The organism is Alteromonas alvinellae (assembly GCF_902705805.1).
On record NZ_CACSIH010000037.1, the window covers coordinates 92,897 to 110,523 of the forward strand.

Consider the following 17,627-nt stretch of genomic DNA (forward strand, 5'->3'; position numbering starts at 1 on the left):
AACACTACTAGAGCCTCCTCAATCACATGCTGGAAGCTCTTCAAAGGCGTTGGCTGAGAGAAAGTTCAGCAGCCCCCCTATCTAGGGCGTTTTTAAAATGACTTGGCTGAATAAACTTGGCTTTAGCGATTCAGTTACGTCGGTATGGTTACAAATATTCTCTAGTAGCTATGCTACCCCTCACTCTTTCTTATCATCACTCTTAAGCCGCACATACGTCTTAAACTTCTTCTTCATAAGTTTATCTACGTACTGCGTCATTTTCACTTTTTGTGAAATGGCGTCATCTAAGGCATCGACTAATTCAGCCAGCATATCCAAATAATATTTGGTGTCGCGAATAACATTACCTTTCGGCGTCATAATCGTTTGGCTTTCGGGGTGGTCGGCAAAGCCCATATGTTCAGTCACTTCCGCGCCCGTTTTATCTGGCTCGAACATTTCGGCTTTTACTTCTTCAATAACCTCGTTTACCGCATCAGCATCGAAGCTCTCTAGTTCTTCTAAAAAGCCATAAAGCATTACCCTGTCCATCAGGGTATTAATTTTACGAGGTATGCCGCGGGAGAACATATGAATGCGTTCTAACGCTTCATCACTAAATAGTGCAGACCCGTTCCAACCAGCGTGATGCAAACGGTATTCGATATACTCTTTACACTCTTCTAAAGAAAGTGGTGCCAAATGACACGACGCCACAATACGCTGCCTAAACTGCTCCATATTCGGCGCACGCAGAATAGGCTGTAGTTCCTCCTGACCAAGTAAAAAGCTTTGGATAAGCGGCTTGCCGTTTAGCTGAAAATTGCTCAGCATTCTGAGCTCTTCGATAGTCTCAAGCGGCAGATTTTGGGCTTCATCTACAAGTAATAAAGCACGGCGCCCCGCTTTATTTAAGTCGTACAAGAAAATTTCTAGCGCTTTAAGAATGTCCGCTTTTGAACGCCCCTCAGTAGGGATATCAAATTTTGACGCGACCATTTTCACCAGTTCGTCTGGAGAAAGCTTTGGCGTAACTATTTGCGCTGCCGCAATATCGTCTTCAATTTCTTCAAGCAGACTGTTTGCAACAGTGGTTTTACCCGTTCCAATTCCACCGGTAATAACAATAAACCCCTCGGCCTGTGACAGGCCATATTGCAGATACGACATGGCGCGCTTGTGCCATTTACTTGCAAAGAAAAATTCTGGGTCTGGGGTTAACTGAAACGGTTTCGAGTTAAGTCCATAGTAACTTTCGTACATGCTATTTACCGTTATTCCATTAGAAATGTGTATTTACAACCAGCGCTTAGAGTTGGTTAAGAAGAGCGCGTTACGTTTTACCTATTCTTTTAATCTGTATGGTAACCAACAACGCGCCGTTATCGAAGTATTATCTTTATAGCTCCCACTAAAGGCTTATCGCAGTTTGTTTTCAGTAATGCGCTCGATGATGCCAGTAGTCGATACGCCATCTTCAAACGTTAGTACTTTTACCTCACCACCATTTGCCTGCACTTCAGTGCCACCTGCAATCTCTTCAATTTTGTAGTCACCGCCTTTTACCAATACATCTGGGAGTAATCGGGCAATAACTCGCTGAGGCGTATCTTCTTCAAAGGGTACAACCCAATCGACTGCGCTTAACCCTGCTAATACTGCCATACGTCGGCTAACGTTATTCACTGGGCGACCTGGGCCTTTTAGCTTGGTTACAGACGCATCAGTGTTAACTGCAACGATTAAGCGGTCACCAAGCTGTGCCGCTTCTTCAAGATAGGCAACGTGACCAGAGTGCAAAATATCAAAACAACCATTGGTCATAACTATCCGCTCTCCTCGGGCTTTGGCAGCTTGAAGCGCTATCTCTAGCTGGTCTTCATTCATCACGCCGCCATCTAAATGCACCGACTGTTCACCTAACGCCAATGCTAGCTCTGTATTGGTCACAGTTGAGGTACCCAGTTTTCCAACAACAACGCTTGCTGCTAAATTAGCGAGCACGCAAGCTGCTTGAAGTGGCAAATTACAGGCTATAGCAACCGCTAAAGTTGATACTACGGTATCCCCTGCCCCGGTTACGTCATAGACCTCCTTTGCTTTTGCTGGCAAATGAAATTCGGTGTTGTCGCCGTCAAACAATGTCATGCCGTCTTCTGAACGCGTAACAAGAAGAGCACTTAAATTCAGCGATGCTTTTAATGACAGCGCTTTTTCTACCAGCACTTGTTCACTACCTATCTCGCCCACAATACCGCGAAGCTCATCCATATTAGGTGTAACTAATGTGGCACCAGCGTATTTACCAAAATCACTGCCCTTTGGATCTACTACCACACGCTTATCCTTGCTTCGTGCTTTCTCTATAAGAGCTTGTGGGTTGCTTAAACAACCTTTTGCGTAGTCGCTTAAAATAACAACGTCAGCATTGTCTAGCGCTCTATCGAAAGCTAATTCCAATGCCGATTTGTCTGCCTCCTCAAAACTCTTTTCAAAATCTAAGCGCAAAAGCTGCTGATTTCTGCTCATTACTCGAAGCTTTGTAATGGTATCGAAGCCATCCACTTCGAAGAACTCACAGCGAATGTCGTGAGTTTCCAATCGCTCTTTTAATATGTTGGCATTTTCGTCTTTACCGCACATTCCCAGCAAAGTTACCTCAGCCCCAAGAGTTGCTACGTTTACTGCAACGTTTGCGGCGCCACCAGCTCGGTCTTCTGAACTATTAACGTTCACCACTGGCACGGGTGCCTCAGGTGATATACGCCCCGTACCACCGCTCCAATAACGGTCTAACATTAGGTCGCCAACAATAAGCACTTTTGCTTTACTAAAATCTGGTAATATCATGCTAGGAGTAACTTTTTAGACATTGAGTACATTGGCACAGAGTATAACAGCCAAGACAGGCAATACCCACCAACCAAACGTAAATCCCCCTTGGTATCTTTATATGGTGGAGAACAAACTCGGACAGATTTATACGGGTATTACTACCGACCCTAAACGTCGAATAGCTCAGCACAGGGGGCTACTAAAAGGCGGCGCAAAGGCGCTTAAAGGTAAGTCTCCGTTAATCTTAAGGGCTGTATTTGAAGTTGCCGACAAAGCTCAGGCAGCAAAACTTGAACATGCAGTTAAACAAATGAGCCGCCCTCAAAAAAACGGCATCATTCAAAAAAAGCAGTTCAATGGATTGTCATGTATAAAATCAGCGTTTGAAGAATAAGAGTTTGGCTACAGAATTGTCGCCAAACTCCATCTAATTAGAGCGCTAAAGATTTAACATTGTGAAAGCCAGGTTTGTGGAAAAACCACAAGTTGCTTAATTAGCCACCTAGAACTCCATTAATGATCATCGCATTACCAATGCTTAACGTAAAACCTAAAGCAGCTACACCTACATTGTGTTGATGGTCCACTTCTTGTCGAAAATTCATACCAAAAAGAATGATTTTTTTATTCGCTAGAACCAATAAATGAAGCGCGATAGCCAAGCACACACTCACAATCAACCACCCCGTTACGTTACTCACATAGCCAGATGGATTGTAGATAAGTAAGTTCTTTGCCGCTGAAACAATCATAGCAGTACCAAGCAGGTTGCCACTATGCTCGATAGCGAGCGCTAACTGTCCTTTCTCAAGCGCTCCTTGAAATGAGTCATTTTGATTATCACGCGCATACCTAAACTCTAAAATTCGTGTCATCACTAGTAGCATAGTCAGAACTACGGTAAAGCCCGTGACTATGGCAATCAACGCATTCATGTCGCTACCATCAACCCATATCATAATATTGCGCAGCACTATTGCGCTTGCTACTAAGCTTGCAGCATCAACGAGCGCCACACTTACGCTTCGTTCGGCAATCATTGTGTGGGTGTCTAGTTTGTTAAGCACTAGCTTGTCGTGAGCAAAGCGCCCAAATTTCACTAAAATAATACCCACTATGCCAAAGGTAACCATACCAATGGCTGCTTCTCGGTAGCCTACGCCTATATGCCGGCCAACGACTGAACTTAATACAATGCACAGAGACAACATGCCTCCAGCAATGCTAATCCCAAATGCAAAGTTATCTTTAACACCAAGTTCTTCAGTTACTGAATACTTTCTAAATGCGCCAGTCAGCCATTTCATAATCATCAGTAGCACTAACGCTATTGCCACATCTATGGCAAGGTAAATCAATAGTTCCTGCGTTAGAGGTACTAGTTTTAATAAGGCTTCCACGTTATCTTTGCTCCTTGAACATACAAAGTTCCTTGCTGATTGCCCTTCTGTAATCATTGTTGTCGTAGTAATAACAATTGGGGCAGCAGCATCCATCCTTGCTAAATTGTTACAAGGATGACAGCGAACTTGTTCAGATTTATTTTAATAAATGCCCGAAGCAGTCACCGTCATTGTCCAAGACGGTAAAACTCAGCAGGCTATGAATACCCTCAATAAAAATGAGAGTATTCATTATTTTATACGATCGATTTCTCTTAAGACGCGAGCATTATGCCAATAGACAACGAAAATAGCATGACAAACCTAGAGCAAGCCGAAAAATTATGGGCGCAGTTGCTAGATTCACCGGCGCTAACCGAAACCGATCAACTCATTGCAGAGAACCATCGCGAAGCACTTTTAGTCGCTTTTGCTCGCTCTGCTTTCCTAGCCGAAACACTGGTACAAAAGCCTGCGTTTATCTCCAGAGTTGTTGAGCTTGTGTCTGACTCAAACGCTACTTGCTTCAGCACTGAATTAAAAGCAAAGCTCGAATCACTAAAGAGCGAAGACGAGTTTTTGAAGGTACTTCGCGAATACCGCAATCAAGAAATGGCGCGTATCACTTTCTTAGATGTGCTCAACAAACAGCATATAGAAACTTCGCTTGCACAAGTCTCGGCATTGGCAGATGCGCTGATAACAAGCGCTTATCATTGGATTTACCAGCACATAGCTCACCGATATGGAACGCCAAAGAGTAACAACCAAGATATGCACATGTACATTCTTGGTATGGGCAAGCTGGGTGGGCGAGAACTCAACTTTTCATCAGACATTGACTTGATATTCGCTTACCCAGAAAAAGGCGAAACTAGCGGCGGCAAGAAAGCCTTGGAGCATCAGCAGTTTTTTACCAAACTGGCTCAAAAGCTTATTCAAGCACTAAATAAAGTTACTAACGATGGGCAAGTATATCGCGTTGATATGCGCTTACGTCCGTTTGGAGATTCCGGTCCCCTTGTAATGCATTTCGCTGCCTTAGAGGACTATTACCAAGACCAAGGCAGGCACTGGGAACGCTTTGCCATGATCAAAGCGCGGGTTATCAATGATGACCACTCAGACGATGTAAAATGGCTGAACAGTATTTTGCAGCCATTCACGTTTAGACGTTACCTAGATTTCACTACTCTTGATGCGCTGCGCAATATGAAAAAGCTCATAGCTACCGAAATTCGCAGGCGACGCTTAAGCAACAACATCAAACTGGGTGCTGGCGGTATTCGAGAAGTCGAGTTTTTTGCGCAAAGTTTTCAACTAATCCACGGCGGTCGTGAGCCCGCATTACAAAGTAAGTCTTTACTTCGCACTTTAGATGCTTTGAGCGAATTGGATATAGTAGAAAGCGACGTAACAAAGCAGCTTAAGCAAGACTATTTGTTCTTGCGAAAAGTAGAGCACACGTTACAACAAAGCCAAGACCGCCAAACTCAAACACTGCCTGACGAGCCGTGGCAACAAAATGCGCTGATTGATGTGATGGGTTTTGCTAGCTATAGCGACTTTTTAACCCATTTAGACAGCACTATGGCGCGTATTCATAGTCACTTTAATGAGCTAGTTGAAGAGTCTCATGATACGCACTCGGAAGAAGATCAGTTGTTTATTGCTTGTCAGGATGCATGGCGTCTTTCGTTACAAGAAGATGAGTTTACTGAAACCTTCAGTGCTTACCTATCATCCAAGGACATTAATGACATCTTCTCAATCCTTGTAGCTTTCAAAGAAAAACAACGAAATTATCGTATAGGTCAAAAAGGCGAGGACACGCTGAATAAGTTGCTGCCTGAAATTTTGTATGTGCTAATTAATCAGCACCCCAATCACACGGCGCAAGTATTAAGCCGTTTGCTCGGCGTGATCGAAGCCATTACGGGGCGCACAACCTATTTGGATTTATTGTTAGAAAACCCAGATGTACTCAAACAGCTGGTAAGACTTTGCGAGAGAAGTGACTGGATTGCCCAAGAAATTAGACGATTTCCTCTCTTACTGGATGAGCTACTCACCCCACTCTATCTAGGGCAGCAAAACACTGACATTCAAACCAGTAAGCAGGAATATCAGCTCGAGCTGCGCGAGACTATGCTGCGTATTGAGCAAGATGACGTTGAAATGTTGATGGATGGACTGAGGCAGTTCAAGCTTTGCCAGCAGCTTCGTATCGCGGCCAGTGACATCAGTGAATCCCTGCCTATTAATAACGTAAGCGATAAACTTACCGTATTAGCGGAAGTTATTTTAGAACACGTTTTACATGCAGCATGGATGCAAATGCGACAGCGCTTTGGCGTTCCTTCGCATCTTGAGGGTAATGACAAAGGCTTTGCCGTTATCGGTTACGGTAAATTGGGCGGCTATGAGTTGGGGTATGGATCGGATTTAGATTTGGTTTTTATACACAACGCGCCCCGTTCAAGTAGTACAGACGGTAAAAAATCGATTGAGGCTCAACAGTTTTATATTAAGTTGGCCCAACGGATTATGCACTTGCTTAATACGAAAACACTGTTTGGACAGCTATACGAAACCGACTTGCGTTTGCGCCCTTCTGGCAACGCTGGGCTATTGTGCTGTCATATAAACGGTTTCGAGAAATACCAAGTAGAGGAAGCCTGGACATGGGAGCACCAGGCGCTGGTGAGAGCAAGAGCTATCTGCGGCGACGCATCGCTTTTGGAAGACTTTACACAGGTAAGACATTCCATTCTCAGTCAATCTAGAGATCCCCAGACACTGTCGCAAGATGTCTGCAAAATGCGCATTAAAATGCGAGAACACCTGCTGGCTAAAGATAATGAAAAAGTGGACTTAAAACAATGTGAAGGAGGCATTACAGACATTGAGTTTATGGCGCAATATCTTGTATTAGCCTATGCCTGGAAAGTAAAAGGAATGACCGAATATCCAGATAACCTGAGAATTTTTGACGTGGCTGCCAACGCGAACATTATTGATACGCCCACAGCACAAAAACTTCAAAAGGCGTACCTGCGGCTTCGAGAGCAATATCATCACCTAACGCTAGCAGACACAAAATATGCTGATCAAAGTGAAGAGCTAGATGTTATACGCGAGCAAGTAACACAACACTGGAACGCATTATTTGGCAAGTTCGATGAGTGAGCCTATAAACGCGCTACCCGCGAACTCGACGACATTGATTTTTAAGAAAATCTGTTTCTTCTGCCGTTACAACTAAAGAGCGCTGCTCAGCACACAGGTAAGCTGTGACTTCACCTTCAAAACTGCTGTCAATGGCGCTTGCAATTTTAGCTAATGAGCCCGCTACCGTGTTATCCAGTTGAAATTGATGTTTAATGACGAAGTCCTGTTCAAGGTTCCAAATTAACTGCATCCCTTCTGCCTGTGCATACTGTGAAATTGCCTCGCGAAGCGTATTACCTTCTGCGAAGGTGCGATATTTGTGCTCACCGGTCCAGTTTTTTTCAACTGGACGAGTTTGACTGGACATTTTCGCTAACTTACTATCGAGGTTAGGGTCTACACCGGCAATATCCAGCACAAAATCGCCCTGCTCATCTTCTAATGGATCCGTTGAGGACATACGAAAATCACGATAAAACTCGCTAAGGCCTTTTGATACAGACTTCTCTTCTTTCTGTGATGCGGGTGTGGGTGACTCTTCATGTGTCTGAAGTATATAAATCAAAACACCCGCAGCAATAACAAGTACCACAGCGATAGCAATTTGCTTTGCCCAAAATGAAGAGCTTGAATAACTCGTCTGTCCCATAACCTACCAATCTGTAATCACGCTAGAAGTCGAGCGGAGTTACTATCTCTGCTCGAGTTCGTCCCAATATTCGTATTTTAGCCGAAGCGGCTATATTACGCCTTTATCCTATTTATCTATTTTTACAGGAGCAACTGCTTACGGCGAGATTTAGCGTAAATAATGTTTTTACTTACGCTTGCCCTATATGACTGAGGCATTTTCACCCGCCTTTTTAACAAGGCTTCCTTATCGATGACAGCCAATCGCTGCAATAACGCAGTTTTATAAAGAGGAACTTAGAAAAAACGCTACAATGACTTATAAAGCGATTCTGGATTAGTCTCAGGGCGCGTCTTGAAACGCTTATGCATCCATAAGTAGCTCTCTGGCTGCTCTTTCACGGCGCTGTCAATGTGCTGATTTAAAAGTGTTAAAGCCTCAACATCTTCCATTGCGCCCAGTTCAGAAAGCGGCGGGTATATTTTTATCTTATATCCACGCTTAGTATATTGAGAGGTGATAATCATTGGCTCCGAATTGGTGCGCCTAATAAACATTAGCGTTGCTGTGGTGGTTGCTGTTTCTTCCACGCCACCAAATGGCACGAAAATGCTTTGTCTTGGGCCGTAGTCTTGGTCGGGCAAGTACAAACATAGCTCTTTATCATCAAGTGCTGCGATAAGTGCCTTAGCATTGCGTTTATCAATCATGTACTTATTAGAGCGATTGCGCCCGTGATACTGAAGATAATCAACCAGCGGGTTGTTGTGTTTTCTGTAAAAGGCAATACTTGGATGGTAAAAGCCAATGCCGCGACACGCAAACTCTAGGTTCATATTGTGTAACGCCATACCAAAAACACCTTTGCCTTTAGCAAGGGCTGCTTCTACGTGCTCAGTACCTTCAATTTCAATAGCGCGCTTTACTCGCCAATCAGGCCACCACCACCCCATGGCGGTTTCAAACAGTGCCATACCCGTTCGCCTAATGTTTTCCTTGTAAAGTGCGTTCACTTCATTTTCTGACAATGATGGGTTCCAAAGTTCTAGATTACGCTTCGCAACTTTCGCACGTTTTGGCACCGCTAACGCGATCAGTTTTCCTGCACCACCACCAATAAATCGAATAACAGGTAAAGGTAGCCAGGTTATAGTGTAAAGAATGAAAACGCCTAACCAAACGGGCCAGAACTTAGGGCCGAGGAATGCCAATTTAAACTTAGGAGCTTTAATTGCCGCCGCCAATGTATCTTTCCTATGAAGTGAAGTGGAAGGCATTGTATCAGAAGGTTTTTGGCGGGGCTAATTGGGCTAGTTGATCACTACAGAGTGTACAATAAACGAAGTGACGCCAAGCATAACGCAAGCGGTGACAGAGTTATATTATTCGCTAAATACCACCACTTGGTCTTTACATTTATTTTATCATCATCTGTCAACTGATGAAGCAAGAATAAATGAAACTGTAACTCAATATTCTTTATCGATTTGCTTTAGTTTCTTTTCAAAAGACTCATACTGTTCTTTAGAATCATAATCAAAGCGATACTGGTTATGAAAGCCAAACTGAAGCTTCACGTTAACGTCTTCGATGTACAGCGTGTATCCGTCGTGGTCAGTAAACGCAGTTATCCCGTTAAGCTTATACTGCTCGTTTTCTTTCGCGCCATGTTGGCGAATCTTATCGAAAACCTGAAGTAAGAACTTGCTGTCTAATTCGTTTTTCATTGTAAATCCATAGTTGTGAATTTACTTATTTTTACATCTGCAAACGGGTTTTGGATTTAAATATATCTCTAGTTCTTTTCTATCCGTTGAAAAAACATCCAAGTAATCATGCTATATAGAAAAGCATTTCATGCATTAAGGGGCGGCAAAGAACAGCCTAAACGTAACTTACCGGTCTCAAGCTCATTGCCTATTTAGAAGTTGTAGCGAAACCCAAGGTTGACGATGTGAGCTGAGAAATCATCTTTACCACCAAAATAGGTATATTCCACACGAACCATTGACTGCAGGCCAAGATAATAGTCAAAGCCCAAACCGGCAAGCCCAGCGATAATAGTGTCATCATAACCGCAAATGACAGCATCACTACCACAAGCAGAACTTTCTATAGACGCATGTTCGATGTCAACGCTTGCTAAACCTACTTTGTAATAAAGTTCGCCCTTTTGACTACTTGCTTTTCCTAGTAGCGCCAAATATGGGCCTTTCGATGAAATTGATTGTTCATCATTGTCCGTATCAATTAGAGAGATGTATCCCCCTTCCACATACCACTGACGATGGAACTGGTATCCTAGCGCAGCGGAGTAGCTGACGTCGGCTTCACTATCTACTTCAGTATCTACATTTCCATATCCAATATTCGCCACTGCGTACCCATTTGCTACGGCTAGCCCAGAGAAAACTAAGCTCGCTATGGCCGCACTACCAATAACAGTTTTGGCGAAAGATTGTGAAAGACTACGCATTTTTTACTTCTCCTTGTTAAAGAGCGCTAACTATAAAAGACAATGAGGATAAATAAAACGCGCTTCGCGAAAATTAAGGTTCGATAACGGTCACTTATCGGTTTATCTGTCCCGAACGACCAACCTTGTACATTTTTCGACCATTAAATTTGAGTAATGTTAAACGTTTGTTTCAAAATTTCGTACAAAAAAGGCGTAGTAGTAAATATTAATTACAGATAAATCAGCATGTTGTCACAAAATTTGATCTTTTCAAAATAAGGTGTAGTATTAACTAAAACAACTGGTCAGATGAGCGGATGAGTTATTATGAGTATTAGAACTAGCTTAAAGAAAGTATTACCCCCAATTTCAATCACAGAACAAGAAGCCCTTGATGCGGGTGACGTATGGATTGAATCTTCTATCTATCAGGGTAAGCCTGACATGCAAGCGCTACGCGACATCCCTCAGGCGAAACTGAGCGCGGATGAGCAAGCATTCATGGATGGTCCAGTAACTGAATTGCTGAACATGATCGATGATTTCGAGCTTGGCAACGGCAAACACATTCCTCAAGAAGTGTTAGACTTCCTTGGTAAGAATCGTTTCTTCTCAATGATCATTCCAAAGAAATTTGGCGGTCTTGAGTTTAGTCCGTATGCAAACTCAACTATCGTAGCAACCATTGCAGCTAAAAGTGGTGCAATCGCGGTAACAGTTATGGTACCTAACTCGTTAGGCCCAGGTGAGCTTCTAATGCACTATGGTACGAACGAGCAGCAAGACTACTGGCTACCTCGCCTAGCGGACGGTCGCGACATCCCTTGTTTCGCGCTAACAAGCCCAGAAGCAGGTTCAGACGCAGGTGCTATTCCTGACGCGGCCATCGTTACCAAAGGCGAATATAACGGCGAAGAAGTGCTTGGTTTACGCGTTAGCTGGGACAAGCGTTATATTACGCTTGCGCCTATTGCAACTGTACTTGGTCTAGCATTTAAAGTATTCGATCCAGACCAACTACTTGGCGACAAGTTAGAGCTAGGCATCACTTGTGCCCTTCTTCCTAAGTCGCACCCAGGTGTTGAGCTTGGTAATCGTCATGACCCAATGGGCGTTCGTTTCTACAACGGTACTACTCGTGGTCAAGACGTATTCATCCCAATGGACTTCATCATTGGTGGTCAAAAGAACATCGGTCGTGGCTGGCAGATGCTTGTTAGCTGTCTAGGTGCAGGACGTGGTATTTCACTTCCGGCAATGGGTGTAGCTACAGCGCAATCTGCGTTTAAAGGCACAGTTGAATATTCTTTCGTACGTGAGCAGTTTGGTCTTCCAATAGGTCGCTTCGAAGGCATTCAAGAGAAAATGGCAGACATCGCAGGCAAGACATTCTTACTTGAAGCGATGCGTGTTCTAACAACTGAAGGTCTAGGCCTTGGCGTGAAGCCGTCAGTTGTAACGGCAATTGCGAAGTATCACATGACCGAACTTGGTCGTGACGTTATGAACTCTGCGATGGATATCCAGGCAGGTAAAGCGATTCAGCGCGGTCCTCAGAACACATTAGCAGGCGGTTATGCTGCACTTCCTATCGCAATCACGGTAGAGGGCGCGAATATTCTTACTCGTAACCTAATGATTTTTGGTCAAGGTGCAATGCGTTGTCACCCTTACCTAAAAGATATGGTTGATTTAATCCACAGTAACGAAAGTTCTGCGGATGCAGAATTCAACAAGGTACTTCGTAAGACCGTTGGTTTCAGCGTTAAAAATGCGTTCCGCAGCTTAGGTAAAGGCTACCTTCCTTTCTTACGTGAAAGCGAGTCTGCATTACCTGAAGTTCGTAAATACGAGAAGCGTGTAAACAGCATCTCAGCAAAACTAGCGCCACTGGCCGACCTTTCTCTCGCGGTACTAGGCGGTGACCTTAAGAAAGCTGAGCTTCTATCAGCGCGTCTAGGTGACGTAATGAGCTACCTGTACGGTGCGATGGCAGCAATTCGTTTCTACGAGCAGCGTATCGAAGATAGAAAGCTTGCGCTTCCGTACTTTGAATACGCAATGCAGTGGTCTTTACAGCAAGCTGACCAGGCAATTGTTAACTTTATCAACAATTTCCCGAACACGGCGACACGTGGCTTAATGCGTCTTCTTACAAATACCTACACCAACAGTGTTGCGGGTATCAGCGATGACCTAGTGCGTGAGCTTTCTATCGCGTCTATGCAAGATAACAGCGTGAAAGAGCAGCTTACTCACCTTGTTCGCGTTACGCCTGGAGATGGCAACGACATCAACGAGCAAGCGTTTAAAGCGAAGCACGCGGTAGCGCATCTTCTTGGTAAAGTGCAAAAAGCACTTCGCAAAGAGCCTGTTGTACCGTTTATTTCTTTCGAGCACGCACTTAACAAGCTACAAGAGAAAGGCGTTGTAACTGCTGATGAAGCCGCTAAGCTTCACGACTACAACGAGAAGCGTAAGCTAGCAGTTCGCGTAGACGAGTACACATTTGATATGGAACTTGTTCCTGCGTCACAAACGCTCAAAGCTATTGATGGCGGTCAAAACGCCGCATAAGCATTTAGCTGAAAGCTTAATGAATATAAAGCCCCGTCAGTAGACGGGGCTTTTTTTATGTTACTTGCCATTTCTTTTCATTGTTCGTTTTGTGCTCTACCATTAAGGGATTAGGTTAGTCGCTGAAAGGATCGCGCGGTGAAAAGAAAGTGTAAGTTTCCTGCTTTAACCGCTAAGAAACTTTTTCCTCTTTTTATTACACTTCTAGTCTCATCGCTCAACGTCGTTGCGGAACACGAGGGTTCACATTTTGTCATTGGTGAGTTAAATCATCCGCGCGTAAATAATTTTTATAAACCTCTGATTGAACGGGCTTATCGCAGTATTGGAGTTGAAGTCACTTTCGAAAAAGTTGGAGGGGAGCGCGGCCTGCGGCTTCTAGCTCAAGGTATGACGGATGCAGACGTCGTTCGTTTTGATGTTGTTGCTCAGCATGATAACAATATCGTAATTGTTCCTCCCGCGCTTTCTCATGGCGCATCTTTTCTGCTTTGTATCAGGGGAGCGAAATGTAGTAAGGATGTTATTGAAAACCCTGACAACGCCATAGCAGCTACCACACGTTTTTTCGTTAATATGGGTAAGCAATCCCGTGCGTTAAAAGCCAATATATTTGAATTTGATGACTTCCACCATGTTATCGATCTGCTGCTCAGCGGGCGCTTTGATTACGCGATAATGCCAAGTGATCACACTGAAGAAGACATTTTCAGACAGTTAGGAATAGAGTTTATTCCCCTCGTCGAACATGAGATTGTGCATGTAATACACAAAAAACATAGTCACTTAATTGACGATTTATCAGAAGCTATTGCAAGGGAGCTCGCACTTTCAAGCCAACAACAAAACTAAAAAAAACGCCCACTTCGAGAAGTGGGCGTTTCACTATTGTGTATACGCTAACGTGCTTTCCCGTTAAAACACGTGTTATTAGTCAAACATATACTTTAGAGAAAGCACTGTTGTACGACCGTTAAGAGGACGCGCTCGAACATAACTACCCACTGCCGCAGAACCTTCTTCTGACTCAGTAATGATGAACTCATCAGTTGCATTGTTCATGTTAAGTGACACTGAGAACTGATCGTTAACCCAGTAGGTAGCAAATAAGTTTACAAGCGTGTAGCCATCTTGCTTCAGGTCATTATTGTCTTGCACGAAGTACTCAGTAGAGCCTTGTAGTGAAGCGCCAACAGACCAAGTGTCAGTTACGTACTCAGGGGTAATTGTCCAAATCCAATCCGCTTGACGGCGAGGCGTGTTACCAACCAATGCAGGGTTATTAACGTCGTCACTAATCTCAGCGTCAGTCCATGTTAAGTTACCTGACATCACAAAGTTGTCAGTTGCATTCCAACGACCTTCTAGCTCAAGACCAGTTGCTTCGTATTCACGCATGAAAGTTAGACCACTTGTTACTTCTGCTTGCGTATCTTCAGTAACAGTATCAAACAAAGTAGCGTTAACCATTAGGTCTTTAGTACCGTACTTATAACCAATTTCGAACTGCTTGGTAGTGTCGTAACCAGAAGTTGTGCTTGTTAGGCTACCATCCGCGTTCAACGTACCGCCAATTTGAAGTAGGCGGTCAGCAATGGCACGGCCACCTTTAGAGTAACGAGCGAAGAACGTTTGGCTATCGCTCAGTAGGTATGAGCCACCAATTGAGTAAGACGTGTTGTTTGCACTGTAATCTACGATTTGAGACGCCGCACCAGCACGGTTTAGGTTGATTACACCACCGCGGATAAAGCCGCTATTAGTTGCAGAAGCATCTTCAATTTGCTCAATTACACCGTTACCGTTTAGGTCGAAGTCAGCATTACCACCACAGCAAGAGCTAATAAGCTCGCCAGAAGCTTCTGTGGTATCGTGACGTACCGACGCATCAATTAAAATGTTGTCCGATAACTCAAAGCCAACGTTCATATAAGGTGCTTTGGTCACGTAGTTAAGGTCCCATTCCCAAGAAAGGAAGCTTGCTGATAGAAGACCATCAGACACTAGCTCAACACCGTCTGCATCTGTAATAGTAAGCAACTGAGAGTTGTCACCATCAAGTGTTTGAATAAACGTCTGCCAGCTTGACCAGCTTGTAGCGATGTCTTGATTTGAGTAGTAGTAACCTACTGTTAGGTCGATACCGTTATCAAACTCTTTACGCAAGCTGAAATCGTTGATCATGTTGCCAAGGTCGTTAATTCGCGTGTCAAACTGAAGATTTGTAAATGCTTGACCCGTATACACTTCACCTGCGCCAGGGCCGTTGGCTAATACTACGCTTGTGCTGTCACAATTTAGCGCATTGCCATCACCGTCGGTTGCACCTGCGCAAAGTGCTGAAGCAAAGTTTGAAACATCACCTGGGCCTGCAGGGAAACCATCAGTGAACGGTGCGATGAAGCCACCAGAAATGTCTGAAATACGGAATTTGTTTAATAAGAACAAGTTCTCAGCCACTTCCAAGTCTACTTCTACACCAAATGAGTTTACTTTTGACTCGATGCCGTCGCGAACGTCACGGTTTTCCGGATTACCGAAGCTGTCGAAAGTAGAAATATTCGTATTGTACGCTGAATTCAATGCTTGCGAGCTTGCATCGTAGCCTGGAACTGGGCCATATTCGCCATCACCTTTAACTAGTACTGGTGAAGGTAGGTACGTCGACACTTTGTCATCTAAGTTCTTGTAGAAGAAACGAATGTGACCGTTGTCTAGCATCTTCGTGATATTAAATTTAACCTGACCGCCTTGGTCACCATTGTAACCAGTTTCACGAGGACCTTCACCGCCACGAGCGAAACCTGCAATATGGTAATATAGGTCATCAGTGATTTCGCCACCGTAGCGGAAATCTAAACGAAACTCTTCATAGTCAACACCGAACGATGTACCGATAGCACCACCAGCTACTTCACCAGTGTTGCTAATCATGTTGATTACGCCGCCAGGCGAGTTACTTGCAAACGTTGACGCTGAACCACCACGTACAGCTTCTACATTAGCTACAGACCAGTCGTAGCGTAAGAAGTTGTCTGCATTACCGAAGTTGATGTCACCGTATTCCAACACAGGTAGGCCATCTTCATGTAGTTGCAGGAACTTTGAGCCACCTGTAGCAAGTGGAATACCGCGAATAGTTATGTTTGCATTACCGCCACCACCAGATGATTCAGCACGAATACCAGGCAGCGCACGGAAAACCTCAGCGGTAGAACGTGGTGCAAGTTTAACAATGTCTTCCTCGTCAAACGCGCTTACAGAAACACTTGCTTCTTGCATAGTTGCGCCACCAGGTGCAGCAGTCACAACGATTTGTTCAAACTTTTCTTTCGACTTTTTGTCAGCGTCCGATGTCGCAGCTTCTTGAGCGACAGCCGCTCCAGAAAGCGCGGTGCAAACGGCAAGAGTCAGTGCGTTGAGTGTGTGATGTTTTTTCATGTTTTTCTCCGGCAATGTGTTGGAGTTGTTAAATCCTAAGTAACCTATTTCCCTAGACTACTAGGGTGGATGGCAACACAACAAGCTTAATCGATTAAGAATCTATAACAAAAAAACAACATTGTAAACATCCTGTGAAATAATTTTTTATAGACTTTAGTGCGAATACTCCAGATGTTAACAATTTTAAGGGAATGAAGAGCCAAGGACTTTTTTCGATGATTTGGCTGAGTAAAAAATATCGATTAAGTTAATTTAATCGTAGTGAAATATAATTTATAAAGTGCAAAATTAGCTATTAATTTACCGGCAACGTTTATCGTATGAACTTTAGTTTTATTTAAAGCTATATGACGAAAGGCATACTATATTGCTATGGTTAACTACTGTGGTGTTGAGACCTTTTGGTCTTTGATGTACATTTTTTAGGCTGCCCACATGCAGTTTAAAAAAAAGAGAAATTATAACCCATTGTTTCTAAAGTTAAATTTTTAACGCTGTAAAAAAGGCACGCTAGTGTTCCATAAAGGAGCCAAGTTTGTAGGCTAAATATCATTAGGCCCAAATAGAAGATAGTTAATAATTGTACTGAAGGGGTATCTACATTCTCTGACCCGCATTATGTGCACCATACGCATTACTTATAGGTTTCAACAGGTTGAGTATACAAAACGACTTTATCTCGAAGATTGAAATAGAGAGAGACACAACTGACATGCTGATAGGCAACAGCTTTATCGGCTTTTTAATGACTGTTTTCGCCTTTTCGGGGCTCGTTTTCTTCTTTGATAACGTTGACCCATCGACGTTCACACACAAGCTACAAGTGTGGGCTGCTATGGTTAGCGTTTGTGTAGCCCGCCTGATGGACTCTCTTTACTGGCGCGTCAAGTTAGCCGGAAAGCCCTATAATCCTCGCCCCGCGTTAATACGATTTTCCGTTGGTCTCTATGTTACTGGAACGATTTGGGCGCTTTATTCTGTCCTTTTTTATCAGACCATGGCCACCATTGAGCTTGCGGCAACTATGGTGGTACTTGCAGCCATGGCTGGAGGCGCAGGAACAGTGCTATCACCAGATAAAAACCTTGCAGGGTTTTATTCAACAGCGCTTTTAGTGCCAGGGTGAGAGCATGAATGCTTAATTTTT

Annotated in this window: 13 protein-coding genes; 5 read left to right on the forward strand and 8 right to left on the reverse strand. The window is 43.8% G+C overall.

Annotation, left to right across the window (positions count from 1 at the left end; all coding sequences use genetic code 11):
• Positions 1–180 precede the first annotated feature (180 nt).
• A complete protein-coding gene (locus ACX5KA_RS02825; RefSeq protein ID WP_458730350.1) occupies positions 181–1,245 on the reverse strand; it encodes an XrtA/PEP-CTERM system-associated ATPase in 1,065 nt (354 codons plus the stop codon).
• 156 nt (positions 1,246–1,401) lie between these two features.
• A complete protein-coding gene (hldE, locus tag ACX5KA_RS02830) occupies positions 1,402–2,832 on the reverse strand; it encodes a bifunctional D-glycero-beta-D-manno-heptose-7-phosphate kinase/D-glycero-beta-D-manno-heptose 1-phosphate adenylyltransferase HldE (protein WP_458730351.1) in 1,431 nt (476 codons plus the stop codon).
• A 22-nt stretch (positions 2,833–2,854) separates the two neighbouring features.
• On the opposite strand from hldE, the gene ACX5KA_RS02835 reads away from it, so the two are divergent.
• Positions 2,855–3,211, forward strand: coding sequence for a GIY-YIG nuclease family protein (locus ACX5KA_RS02835; RefSeq protein WP_458730352.1), 357 nt, complete (start codon positions 2,855–2,857; stop codon positions 3,209–3,211).
• Positions 3,212–3,311: 100 nt separating this feature from the next.
• On the opposite strand, the gene ACX5KA_RS02840 is transcribed toward ACX5KA_RS02835, so the two are convergent.
• Positions 3,312–4,217, reverse strand: a complete 906-nt coding sequence (locus ACX5KA_RS02840) for a DUF350 domain-containing protein (protein WP_458730353.1) — start codon at positions 4,215–4,217, stop codon at positions 3,312–3,314.
• Between the two features lie 273 nt (positions 4,218–4,490).
• Here ACX5KA_RS02840 and glnE point away from each other — a divergent pair, with 273 nt between their 5' ends.
• A complete protein-coding gene (gene glnE / locus ACX5KA_RS02845; RefSeq protein WP_458730354.1) occupies positions 4,491–7,388 on the forward strand; it encodes a bifunctional [glutamate--ammonia ligase]-adenylyl-L-tyrosine phosphorylase/[glutamate--ammonia-ligase] adenylyltransferase in 2,898 nt (965 codons plus the stop codon).
• A gap of 13 nt (positions 7,389–7,401) precedes the next feature.
• On the opposite strand, the gene ACX5KA_RS02850 is transcribed toward glnE, so the two are convergent.
• The 4 genes from ACX5KA_RS02850 to ACX5KA_RS02865 form a co-directional block, all read right to left on the reverse strand.
• Positions 7,402–8,019, reverse strand: a complete 618-nt coding sequence (locus ACX5KA_RS02850) for a TcpQ domain-containing protein (protein ID WP_039218307.1) — start codon at positions 8,017–8,019, stop codon at positions 7,402–7,404.
• A gap of 290 nt (positions 8,020–8,309) precedes the next feature.
• Entirely contained in the window at positions 8,310–9,245 is a 936-nt protein-coding gene (gene lpxL / locus ACX5KA_RS02855) for an LpxL/LpxP family Kdo(2)-lipid IV(A) lauroyl/palmitoleoyl acyltransferase (RefSeq protein ID WP_458730355.1), read from the reverse strand.
• A 225-nt stretch (positions 9,246–9,470) separates the two neighbouring features.
• A complete protein-coding gene (locus tag ACX5KA_RS02860; protein ID WP_039218312.1) occupies positions 9,471–9,728 on the reverse strand; it encodes a DUF3081 family protein in 258 nt (85 codons plus the stop codon).
• A 194-nt stretch (positions 9,729–9,922) separates the two neighbouring features.
• Entirely contained in the window at positions 9,923–10,477 is a 555-nt protein-coding gene (locus ACX5KA_RS02865; RefSeq protein ID WP_458730356.1) for an outer membrane protein, read from the reverse strand.
• 309 nt (positions 10,478–10,786) lie between these two features.
• Between ACX5KA_RS02865 and ACX5KA_RS02870 the strand changes: the two genes are divergently transcribed.
• Positions 10,787–13,036 (forward strand): acyl-CoA dehydrogenase, encoded by a 2,250-nt coding sequence (locus ACX5KA_RS02870; protein ID WP_039218318.1) that lies wholly within the window; start codon positions 10,787–10,789, stop codon positions 13,034–13,036.
• Between the two features lie 138 nt (positions 13,037–13,174).
• Positions 13,175–13,888, forward strand: coding sequence for a hypothetical protein (locus ACX5KA_RS02875; protein WP_458730357.1), 714 nt, complete (start codon positions 13,175–13,177; stop codon positions 13,886–13,888).
• Between the two features lie 78 nt (positions 13,889–13,966).
• On the opposite strand, the gene ACX5KA_RS02880 is transcribed toward ACX5KA_RS02875, so the two are convergent.
• Positions 13,967–16,477 carry a TonB-dependent receptor gene (locus ACX5KA_RS02880; RefSeq protein WP_039218321.1) on the reverse strand — a complete coding sequence of 837 codons (2,511 nt, stop codon included), beginning with the start codon at positions 16,475–16,477 and terminating at the stop codon, positions 13,967–13,969.
• A gap of 658 nt (positions 16,478–17,135) precedes the next feature.
• Here ACX5KA_RS02880 and ACX5KA_RS02885 point away from each other — a divergent pair.
• Positions 17,136–17,606, forward strand: a complete 471-nt coding sequence (locus ACX5KA_RS02885; RefSeq protein WP_458730358.1) for a hypothetical protein — start codon at positions 17,136–17,138, stop codon at positions 17,604–17,606.
• The last annotated feature ends 21 nt before the right edge of the window (positions 17,607–17,627 follow it).

Bases quoted from the DNA above. Each gene is read 5' to 3' on its own strand.
- hldE (WP_458730351.1), bottom strand. From the start codon at position 2,832: ATGATATTACCAGATTTTAGTAAAGCAAAAGTGCTTATTGTTGGCGAC.
- ACX5KA_RS02850 (WP_039218307.1), bottom strand. From the start codon at position 8,019: ATGGGACAGACGAGTTATTCAAGCTCTTCATTTTGGGCAAAGCAAATT.
- ACX5KA_RS02865 (WP_458730356.1), bottom strand. From the start codon at position 10,477: ATGCGTAGTCTTTCACAATCTTTCGCCAAAACTGTTATTGGTAGTGCG.
- ACX5KA_RS02870 (WP_039218318.1), top strand. From the start codon at position 10,787: ATGAGTATTAGAACTAGCTTAAAGAAAGTATTACCCCCAATTTCAATC.
- ACX5KA_RS02860 (WP_039218312.1), bottom strand. From the start codon at position 9,728: ATGAAAAACGAATTAGACAGCAAGTTCTTACTTCAGGTTTTCGATAAG.
- ACX5KA_RS02880 (WP_039218321.1), bottom strand. From the start codon at position 16,477: ATGAAAAAACATCACACACTCAACGCACTGACTCTTGCCGTTTGCACC.
- ACX5KA_RS02825 (WP_458730350.1), bottom strand. From the start codon at position 1,245: ATGTACGAAAGTTACTATGGACTTAACTCGAAACCGTTTCAGTTAACC.
- glnE (WP_458730354.1), top strand. From the start codon at position 4,491: ATGCCAATAGACAACGAAAATAGCATGACAAACCTAGAGCAAGCCGAA.